The following is a 9231-nucleotide window of genomic DNA, read 5'->3' on the forward strand; positions in this document are numbered from 1 at the left end:
CTTCTTGATCGTGTAGCTGTCGCCGTACACCTTCCAGGTCAGCGGCGGGTTCAGGTCGAGGTTGCCGTTCTTCAGGAACACCCGCTGCATCGTGTCCACGCGGGTCGTGTCCTCGTGCGCCTCCTCGGCCCGCATCGCCGCCTTGCGCGCGTCCAGGAACGCGTTCAGGTACGTCACCTCGTTCCCGCCCTGCGCCGGCGGCTTGGCCTTGGCCAGGGCGGACTTCCTGATGCCGCCGAAGCTCAGCCGGCTCGTGCCGGGGCCGTGCATGACGATGGCGTCGTAGTAGGCGAACTGGCCGAGCGCCCGCAGCCCGTCCTGCTTGGCCTGCCGGACGGCCGGGCCGAAGTAGACGCGGTCGCGCTCGTCGTTCTGGGCCTGCTGGAAGGCGGGGTCCTTGGCGGCCGTCCGCCAGTCCTTCATGAAGTTCGGCTCCAGGCCCTGGTGGGAGTCGGTGCCGTTGACCGCGCGCAGGGCGGGCAGGTATCTGGCCAGGACGTTGCCGGGCTTGCGCCTGGTGTAGAGCTCGACCAGCTCCAGCATGTCGCCGGTGCCGGAGCAGAAGCCGATGATGCCGGCCGTGTAGCCGCGCTCGTCCTCGATGTCCTCGATGTAGCCGTACTGGGCCTTCCAGTCGAGCGAGGAGTTCTCCGCGCTCGACACCAGCCGCATGGCGATGTCCTTCTTGTGCGGGTCGGTGAGGTCCACCGGTGCGGTGCCGGTCAAGGGGCCGGTGCCGGTGCCGGTGCCGGTGCCGGTGAGGGTGAGGGCGAGGCTGAGCAGAGTCGCGGTCAGCACGTGGGCTCCCTGCTTTCGTTAGGAAAGGTTCCTAACGGACCTTACTCCTCCGGGCGCGGCCCGCGCCGGTGAACCTAGTCGACCGGGCGCAGGGCCGCGAGCTGCTGCTCGAACGGGACGATCTCCTCCGGCTGCTCCACCCGGCCGGGCGCGCGGTGCAGCAGCAGGTCGGCCAGCTCGTCCGCGGCGCGGGCGATGCGCTCGCCCAGCCCGTCCGTGAAGGCGTCGCGGCCGCCGCCCCAGTCCTCCGACGCGGCGTACACGGCGGTCGGGACGACCACGGCGCGCAGGTACGCGAACAGCGGCCGGAGCGCGTGCTCCAGCGCCAGCGAGTGCCGGGCGGTGCCGCCCGTCGCCGCGATGAGCACGGGCTTGCCCGTCAGCGCGGTGTTGTCGAGCACGTCGAAGAACGACTTGAACATGCCGCTGTACGAGCCGCTGAAGATCGGCGTGACCGCGATGAGCGCGTCGGCCTCCGTCACGGCCGCGATCACCTCGCGGAGCCTGCCGTTCGGGAATCCGGTCACGAAGTTGTTGGCGATGTCCACGGCCAGGTCGCGCAGCTCGATCACGCGGACCTCCACCTCCGCCCGCCGCGCGACCGCCTCGGCCAGGCGGTCGGCGAGCAGGCGGGAGGAGGAGGGCTGCGTCAGCCCCGCCGTGACGACGACGAGCTTCATGGGGGTCGATCTCCTTCCGGGCGTTTCAGGCGCCCACGTGCTCTGAGGCGTTCTTGTCGGCGGGTGCGTTCTTCTTCGCCAGCAGGGACGCGTGCGTCGGCGCGCCGGGCACCTCCGCCGGCCGGTCCTTCGCGAGCTCCTTGCGCAGCACGGGCACGACCTCCTCGCCGAGGATGTCGAGCTGCTCCAGCACGGTCTTCAGCGGCAGGCCCGCGTGGTCCATGAGGAAGAGCTGGCGCTGGTAGTCGCCGAAGAACTCCCTGAACTCCAGCGTCCGGTCGATGACCTGCTGCGGGCTGCCCACGGTGAGCGGCGTCTCCGCGGTGAACTCCTCCAGCGACGGCCCGTGGCCGTACACGGGGGCGTTGTCGAAGTACGGGCGGAACTCGCGTACCGCGTCCTGGGAGTTCTTGCGCATGAACACCTGGCCGCCCAGGCCCACGACCGCCTGCTCGGGGGTGCCGTGGCCGTAGTGCGCGTACCGCTGGCGGTAGAGGTTGATCAGGCGCATGAAGTGCTCCTTCGGCCAGAAGATGTTGTTGGCGAAGAAGCCGTCACCGTAGTAGGCGGCCTGCTCGGCGATCTCCGGGCTGCGGATCGAGCCGTGCCAGACGAACGGCGGCACCCCGTCGAGCGGGCGCGGCGTGCTCGTGAACCCCTGCAGCGGGGTGCGGAAGCGGCCCTCCCAGTCGACGACGTCCTCGCGCCACAGCTTGTGCAGCAGCGCGTAGTTCTCGATGGCCAGCGGGATGCCCTGCCGGATGTCCTGCCCGAACCACGGGTACACCGGCCCGGTGTTGCCCCGGCCCAGCATGAGGTCCACCCGGCCGTCCGCCAGGTGCTGCAGCATGGCGAAGTCCTCGGCGATCTTCACCGGGTCGTTCGTGGTGATCAGCGTCGTGGCGGTGGAGAGCTGCAGGCGCTCCGTCCTGGCCGCGATGTAGCCGAGCATGGTGGTCGGGGAGGACGGCACGAAGGGCGGGTTGTGGTGCTCGCCCGTCGCGAACACGTCCAGCCCGACCTCCTCCGCCTTGAGCGCGATCGCCACCATCGCCTTGATCCGCTCGTGCTCGGTCGGGGTCCTGCCGTTGGTGGGATCGGTGGTCACGTCGCCCACGCTGAAGAGTCCGAACTGCACTTTAGTCACCATCCATGACTGTTGAATCTTTGACGGCTACGGTAGCGCTGAGGCCCTCGGGGATATTCCATCATCCGGCATGCCCGATGCCGCCCGCCCCTCGGGGCCGCGGGCGGGGGTCGGGGCGTCAGTGGTGCCGGCGGGCGCGGAAGGCGGCCGCCTTGGCGCGGTTGCCGCAGCCGCGCATGTCGCACCAGCGGCGCGTGCGGCGGTGCGAGGCGTCGATGTAGAGGCGCGTGCAGGGGTCGGCCTCGCACTCCCTGATCAGCGCGGCCTGCGCGCCGCCGAGCAGCTCGGCGGCGGCGCGGGCGGTGCTGGACAGCGCGGCCGGCAGGTCGCCGCCGCGCTCCAGGCCGTCCTCGCCGAGCAGCACGCTCGCGGGCGCGCGGCCGGCGGCCCGGTTGAGCGTCTCGCGGTCGGCCGCCTCGAACGGCGCTCCGGTACGGGCCGCCGACGCCAGCCGGTAGATCGCCTCGCGCAACGCCACCGTCCGGGCGAGGTCGTCGTCGCTCACGGCGGGCGGGGTGTCGAGGAGCCCGGCGGCGACCGTCCAGCGGGCCAGGTCGCCGGGGGCCGCCAGCAGGTCGATGCGCTCGCCCCGGCGGTGGCCGACGGTGCCGGCTAGGTCGAGCCCGAGGTTCCCGCTGACGAAGGTGAAGTCCATGGCGTCATCGTAACCGGGTTGACAAGTTACTTTTGGAGCTGCCAGGGTCGGTAACCGCTAAGTCCGGTTATTTCGTGAAAGGTGCGCGTCGTGACGACGTTGGCTTCCACCGCCGACAGCTCCCCCGCCGGGGCGGGACGGCGCTCGTACGGGGCCCGGCACCGGTGGGTGGTGCTCGCCGTGGGCGTCGGGGCGCAGGGCAGCTTCTCGGCGATGTTCTCCGGCATCCCGGTCACCGGCATCACGATGCGCGCCGACTACCACCTGTCGACGGGGGCGCTCGGCCTGGTGCTGGCCTGCCTGGGGCTCGGGGTGGCGGCCTCCGACATCGTGTGGGGGCTGCTGACCGACCGCTTCGGCGACCGGCGCGTCCTGCTCACCGGATTGACGGCCACGGCCGCGCTGCTCGCCGTGATGGCCGTGGCCGTGACCCCCGGGGACGGGGCCGGGGTCGGCCTGCTGGCGGTGTGCATGGCGGTCGCGGGCGCGCTGGGCGGCAGCGTCAACGGGGCCTCGGGGCGGGCGGTCATGACCTGGTTCGGGGAGGGGGAGCGGGGGTTCGCGATGAGCATCCGCCAGACGGCGATCCCGGTGGGCGGGGCGGTGGGGGTGGCGCTGCTGCCGTGGCTCGCCCAGTCGTACGGCTTCCGCGCCGTCTACGCCGTACCCGCCGCCTTCTGCCTCACCGCCGCGGCCGCCACCTGGCGCTGGCTCCACAACCCCACCCCACCCGCCACCTCCTTGCTGGAGAGGACCGGCCGCGGCGAGCGGAACCTTTCACCGAAGGGGCGCTCCCCGCTCCGCCGCTGGGACGTGTGGCGGGTGGCCCTGGCCGGGGCGCTGCTCACCGTCCCCCAGTTCGCCGTCCTCTCCTTCACCGCCATCTTCCTGCACGACGTCAAGGGCGAGGGCGCCACGCTGGCCAGCGTCACCGTCCTGATCGCCCAGCTGGGAGGCGGCGCGGCGCGCATCTGGACCGGCCGCCGCACCGACCGCCGGGGCAACCGCCGCACCTACCTGCGCGGCATCGGCGCCCTGGCCGGGATCGCCATGGCGGCCGCGGCGGTGCTCACCGACGCCCCCACCCCGCTCACCGTCACCGCCCTCGCCGTCGGCGGCCTGCTCGCCAACTCCTGGCACGGCGTCGCCTACACCGAGATCGCCGCCATGGCCGGCCCCGACCGGGCCGGAACCGCCCTGGGCCTCCTGGGCACCGCCCTGTTCGCGGTGGGTTTCCTCACCCCGCTGCTCATCCCCGTCGTCATCGCCCACGCCTCCTGGGCGGCGGTCTGGGGCCTGGCCGCGGCGGCCTCGCTCCTCGCCATCCCCCTGGCGCCAGGGACGATCAGAGCGCGTTGATGTCCGTGGGCCCGAGGGTCCGCTTCGGCGCCCCGCGCTCGGCGACCGCGATCATCGCCTGCCCGATCCGCTCCGTCGTCGTCACCCCAGACGCGAAGAACCGCCGCAGCACCGGGTAGAGCGGCCGGGTGACCACGTACGCCACCCGGTAGAGCCGCGTGCGCGAGGTGACGCCGTGCATGGGCTGGATGTAGCCGGGCCGGAACATGTACGCCTCCAGCGGCAACGCCAGCAGCGCGTTCTCGGTCAGCCCCTTCACCCTGGCCCACATGGCCCGACCCTGCGCGTCGGTCCCGACGCCGGACACGTATATGAACGTGGAGCCGGGGCTCAGCCGCGCCAGCGTCTCCCCGGCCGCCAGCGTGAAGTCGTACGTGACGCGCCGGTAGTCCCGCTCGCTCATCCCGGCCGAGGAGACCCCCAGGCAGAAGAAGCACGCGTCGTAACCGCCCAGCTCACCCTCGACGGGGGACAGGTCGAGCAGGTCATCGTGCCGGATCTCGCGCAACTTGGGATGCGAAACCCCCGTCGCGGAGCGCCCGACCGCGAGCACGGCCGTGACCCGCTCGTCGAGCAGGCACTCCCTGAGCACCCCCCGCCCGATCATCCCGGTCGCCCCGAACAGGATCACCCTCATTCCACACCCGCTCCGATCGTCTCCGCGAATCCGTCCGTCACCGGGTACGGCCGTGCGACCGGTACGCCGGCGCCTCATGCCCCACCCTCGCTCAGGATCCCACTGGACCCGCACCGGGCGGCGCCGCACCCGCCGGGCCCACCCCGGGCGCCCGTCGCCGCGGCTGAGGCAGGAGTGCGCCGGCACGCCGCTCCTGGCCCGGCCAGCACCGGCCGGCCACCGGTCAAGCCAGGTCCCGTACGGCCTCCGCCAGGCGGATGCGGGCGATCTGGGGGATCGACAGGCCGCGGGCCGAGATGCCGATCGCCCACTGCGTGCCGGGCACGATCGCGCCCGCGCAGGCCACCTCCTCCCTGAACTGCCCGTGCTCCTCCACCACCTGCCCCGGCCGCAGCCGCGCCAGCTCCTCCTCCAGGTCCTCCACGCTGACGGGGGTCGAGGAGGTGAAGCGGCGCAGGCCGTACCCGGTCAGGATGGCGCGCCTGGCGCGGGACGTGAGGGACAGCAGCAGCGCCTTGCCGAGCGCGGTGGCGTGCGGGGCGGTCTCCAGGCCCGCCTGCAGGTCCTCCAGCCACGGCGAGCGCGGCCCCTCGGCCACGTCCACCACGACCAGCCGTCCCCCGGACAGCTGCGCCAGATAGGCCGTGTGGCCGGAGACGGCGGCCAGGTGCCGCAGCACCGCCGTGGCGCGGGGCGGCCGCTCGAAGGTGTCCAGCATCTCGTGGTACCGCTCGGCCACCTGCGAGCCGAGCAGGTAGTCGCCGTCGGGCTGCCGGTGCAGGTAGCCCTCGTAGCAAAGAGTGCGGACCAGGTGGTAGGAGGTGGACAGGTTGAGGCCGCATCGGCGGGCGATGACCTTGACCGACAGCGGCCGGTCGGCCCGCGAGACCTCCTCCAGCACGCGAAGCGCTCGGGAGACGCTGCGGATCAGATCGCTGGGTTGTTCGCCGGTCATCCATCCAGCATCTGCGCTATCTGAAAATCGGACGCCTACCCCAAGCGGCACACCCGTCCGACGATGAGGCCATGCCGGAGATACCGCAGTGGGCCAGTCAGGCACTGTCCGGGGTCTACGACCCGTGCTGCAGGGAGAAGGGCATTTCCGTCGTGGAGATGGGCCTCGTCAGGTCGGTCGAGGTCGAGGAGGGCCGGGCCCGGGTGGAGTTGCTGCTGACCTCGGGCTGGTGCCCGTTCGCCGCGAGGGTCCTCACCGAGGTACGCGACCGCATCGAGGGGCAGCCCGGCATCCGCGAGGCGGAGGTCGAGATCGTGTGGGACGAGGCGTGGACCGTGGACCGGCTCTCCCCGAGGGCGGCCCGCCTGCTGCGCTTCCTGCCCGCTCCCGCGCAGGTGCCCGACAAGGCCGCCTACATAAGGAGGAATCAGGCGCATGATCGATGACTTCTTCGTGTTCGACAGCGTGGCCCACGTGTTCAACTTCGAGGCCAAGAACGCCTACGGCTCCGCGGGCCAGATGTTCTCCAACCACCTGTACGCCTTCCACACCACCCTCACCCCCGAGGGCGAGACCAAGCTGCCCCCCGAGGAGTTCCTGCGGCAGTGGACGATCGACGACATCCGCCGCATGGTCTACGAGGAGTCCGACACGGACATGCTGGTCGCCATGCCGCTGCCGCTCACCGACCTCTACCATGACGGCCTGTCGCCGTGGCAGGAGTGCGCCGAGCTGGCCGCCCGCGACCCGGACCGGACGATCTTCTGGGGCACGGTCAACCCGCTGGAGGGCCGCAAGGCGCTCGACCTGATGGAACGCCAGGTGGGGGAGTTCAACGCGCGCGCGTTCAAGCTGTACAACGTCCGCTACGACTACGGCTCGCCGTACCCGTGGCGCATGGACGATCCGCGGGTGGCCTTCCCGATCTTCGAGAAGGCCAGGGACCTGGGCATCGACCTGATCGGCGTGCACAAGGGCGTCCCGCTGGGCCCGCAGCCGATCGAGCACACGCAGACGTGGGACATGGACGGCGCCGCCGCGAACTTCCCCGACATCAACTTCGTCATCTTCCACGTCGGCCTGCCGTTCCTGGACGAGACCTGCTGGCAGCTCATCCGCTACCCCAACCTGTACGCCGACCTGGCGGCCACGATCAACTTCATCGTCCGGGCGCCCAGGATGTTCGCCGAGATCATCGGCAAGCTGCTCTTCTGGTGCGGCGAGGACAAGATCATCTACGGTTCGGAGGCGCCGATCTTCCACCCGCAGTGGGCGCTGAGGGCGTTCAGGGACTTCACCATCCCGCAGGACCTCTGCGACGGGTACGGCTACCCGCAGCTCACCGACCAGGCCAAGCGCAAGATCCTGGGCGAGAACCTGCTACGGCTGCATGGACTTGGTCCGGTGAACCGCCTGTAGCAGCCCGACGGCCAGCAGCCCGGCGACCGTGGCCGAGCCGCCGTAGGAGACGAACGGCAGCGGCACGCCCACGATCGGCATGAGGCCCACGGTCATGCCCACGTTCACGAAGGTCTGGAAGGCGATCCACGACACCACCGCGCCCGCCAGCACGGCTCCGTACGGCGAGGCGCTGTGCCGCGCGATCGACAGCCCGCGCCACAGCAGCGCGCACACGGCCAGCACGATGAGCGCGGCCCCGGCGAAACCGAGCTCCTCGCCCGCGACGGTGAAGATGAAGTCGGTGTGCTGCTCGGGCACGAAGTGGCCGGCCGTCTGCTCGCCGTTGAACAGCCCCTTGCCGTAGAGGCCGCCGGAGCCGATCGCGATGCGCGCCTGGGCGGCGTTGTAGCCCACGCCGCCCGGGTCGGCCCCGGGATCGGCCAGCACGAGCAGCCGTTCGAGCTGGTACGGCCGGACGAGCCCGAGCTTCCACGCCGCCGCCCCCGCCCCCACCGCGCCCAGGAGGAGCACCAGCAGCCAGCGCTTGGGCGCCCCCGACACCAGCAGCGCCCCCGCCACCATGGCCGCGAACACCAGCATCGTGCCCAGGTCCGGCTGCAGCGCGATCAGCCCGATCGGCACCGCGGCCAGCACCAGCGCCAGCAGCACCCCGCCGAACCCCGGCCGGTGCTGCCCGTCGCGCAGCTCTCCCAGGGGCACCGCGAACGCCAGCGCGAGTGCCACCTTGGCGAACTCCGACGGCTGGAACTGCACGCCGGGCGCCAGCACGATCCACGAGTGCGCGCCGTTCACCCGCACGCCCAGCGGGCTCAGCACCGCGGCCAGCGACAGCAGCGTCAGCACGTACGCCAGCGGCACGTACGCCCGCAGCACCCGCAGATCGACCCGCGACACCAGCCACATCAGCACCAGCCCGCCGCCGACGGCCACCGCCTGCCGCACCAGCAGCCCGTTGTCGTCCTGCATGCGCGTGGCCGACCACACCAGCAGCAGCCCGGTCGCGGACAGGGCCAGCGCCAGCAGCGTCAGCACCCGGTCGGGCGCGCCCAGGGAGGGCGCCCACACGACCCGCCGCCTGCCCGAAACAGCGATCATCGCCGCTCCCTCAGCCCGAGGATGCCTTCCCAGATGTCGCGGGCCGCCGGAGCCGCGCCCTCCGCGCCCCGGCCGCCCTCCGACAGCACGACCACCACGGTGTAGGCGGGGTCGGGGGCGAACGAGGCGAACCAGGAGGTGTCCCGGTGCCCGAACGACTCCGCCGTGCCCGTCTTCCCGGCCACGGCGATCTTGCCGAACGGGAACCCCTTGAAGGCGCCCTCCGCCGTCCCCGACCGGGGCACCTGGGTGAGGGCCTGCCGGATGAAGCGCAGCGTCTCGGCCGAGGCGGGCAGCCGGCCGGCCACCGGCGGCGTGATCGTCCTGACCGCCGACCCGTCCGGGCGGACGACGCGCAGCCCCACGCGCGGGCTGTGCAGCGTGCCGCCGTTGGCGATGGCCGCGTACGCCCGCGCCAGCTGCAGCGGCGTGACCAGCACCCCGCCCTGCCCGATGGAGAAGTTGGCCGCGTCGCCGCCGAGC

Annotated in this window: 11 protein-coding genes; 3 read left to right on the forward strand and 8 right to left on the reverse strand. The window is 72.0% G+C overall.

Going from position 1 to position 9231, the window contains the following annotated elements:
• The 4 genes from ACTWPW_RS61415 to ACTWPW_RS61430 form a co-directional block, all read right to left on the reverse strand.
• On the reverse strand, positions 1–798 hold a 798-nt coding region (locus tag ACTWPW_RS61415), incomplete at its 3' end, for a chitosanase (RefSeq protein WP_443174613.1).
• Between the two features lie 74 nt (positions 799–872).
• Positions 873–1478: an FMN reductase gene (locus tag ACTWPW_RS61420; protein ID WP_375109894.1), complete on the reverse strand. Its 606-nt coding sequence runs from the start codon at positions 1476–1478 to the stop codon at positions 873–875.
• Positions 1479–1503: 25 nt separating this feature from the next.
• The gene (locus tag ACTWPW_RS61425; protein ID WP_375109895.1) at positions 1504–2616 is read right to left on the reverse strand and encodes an LLM class flavin-dependent oxidoreductase; all 1113 of its coding nucleotides are present in this window, start codon (positions 2614–2616) and stop codon (positions 1504–1506) included.
• A gap of 127 nt (positions 2617–2743) precedes the next feature.
• Complete coding sequence (locus ACTWPW_RS61430; RefSeq protein ID WP_375109896.1) at positions 2744–3280, reverse strand: CGNR zinc finger domain-containing protein; 537 nt, start codon at positions 3278–3280, stop codon at positions 2744–2746.
• A gap of 90 nt (positions 3281–3370) precedes the next feature.
• Here ACTWPW_RS61430 and ACTWPW_RS61435 point away from each other — a divergent pair, with 90 nt between their 5' ends.
• On the forward strand, positions 3371–4639 hold the full coding sequence (locus tag ACTWPW_RS61435) for an MFS transporter (protein ID WP_443174614.1): 1269 nt from the start codon (positions 3371–3373) through the stop codon (positions 4637–4639).
• Here the strand turns inward: ACTWPW_RS61435 and ACTWPW_RS61440 are convergent.
• Together ACTWPW_RS61440 and ACTWPW_RS61445 are read right to left on the reverse strand one after the other, a co-directional pair.
• Positions 4626–5276: an epimerase gene (locus ACTWPW_RS61440; protein ID WP_443174615.1), complete on the reverse strand. Its 651-nt coding sequence runs from the start codon at positions 5274–5276 to the stop codon at positions 4626–4628. The genes ACTWPW_RS61435 and ACTWPW_RS61440 overlap by 14 nt on opposite strands.
• A 223-nt stretch (positions 5277–5499) precedes the next feature.
• Positions 5500–6231, reverse strand: a complete 732-nt coding sequence (locus ACTWPW_RS61445) for an IclR family transcriptional regulator (RefSeq protein ID WP_443174616.1) — start codon at positions 6229–6231, stop codon at positions 5500–5502.
• Positions 6232–6302: 71 nt separating this feature from the next.
• Here ACTWPW_RS61445 and ACTWPW_RS61450 point away from each other — a divergent pair, with 71 nt between their 5' ends.
• Together ACTWPW_RS61450 and ACTWPW_RS61455 are read left to right on the forward strand one after the other, a co-directional pair.
• Positions 6303–6677, forward strand: coding sequence for a metal-sulfur cluster assembly factor (locus ACTWPW_RS61450; RefSeq protein ID WP_443174617.1), 375 nt, complete (start codon positions 6303–6305; stop codon positions 6675–6677).
• Positions 6667–7650 carry an amidohydrolase family protein gene (locus tag ACTWPW_RS61455; protein WP_375109900.1) on the forward strand — a complete coding sequence of 328 codons (984 nt, stop codon included), beginning with the start codon at positions 6667–6669 and terminating at the stop codon, positions 7648–7650. Before ACTWPW_RS61450 ends, ACTWPW_RS61455 begins: the two co-directional genes overlap by 11 nt.
• Here ACTWPW_RS61455 and rodA read toward each other — a convergent pair.
• Positions 7612–8748, reverse strand: a complete 1137-nt coding sequence (rodA, locus tag ACTWPW_RS61460) for a rod shape-determining protein RodA (RefSeq protein WP_443174618.1) — start codon at positions 8746–8748, stop codon at positions 7612–7614. The two genes, ACTWPW_RS61455 and rodA, sit on opposite strands and share 39 nt — an antisense overlap.
• Positions 8745–9231: penicillin-binding transpeptidase domain-containing protein (locus ACTWPW_RS61465; protein ID WP_443174619.1), on the reverse strand; the 487-nt coding region annotated here is incomplete at its 5' end. The genes rodA and ACTWPW_RS61465, both read right to left, overlap by 4 nt.

Origin of the sequence: Nonomuraea sp. KM90 (assembly GCF_052246675.1) — a bacterium.
Lineage (GTDB): Bacteria > Actinomycetota > Actinomycetes > Streptosporangiales > Streptosporangiaceae > Nonomuraea.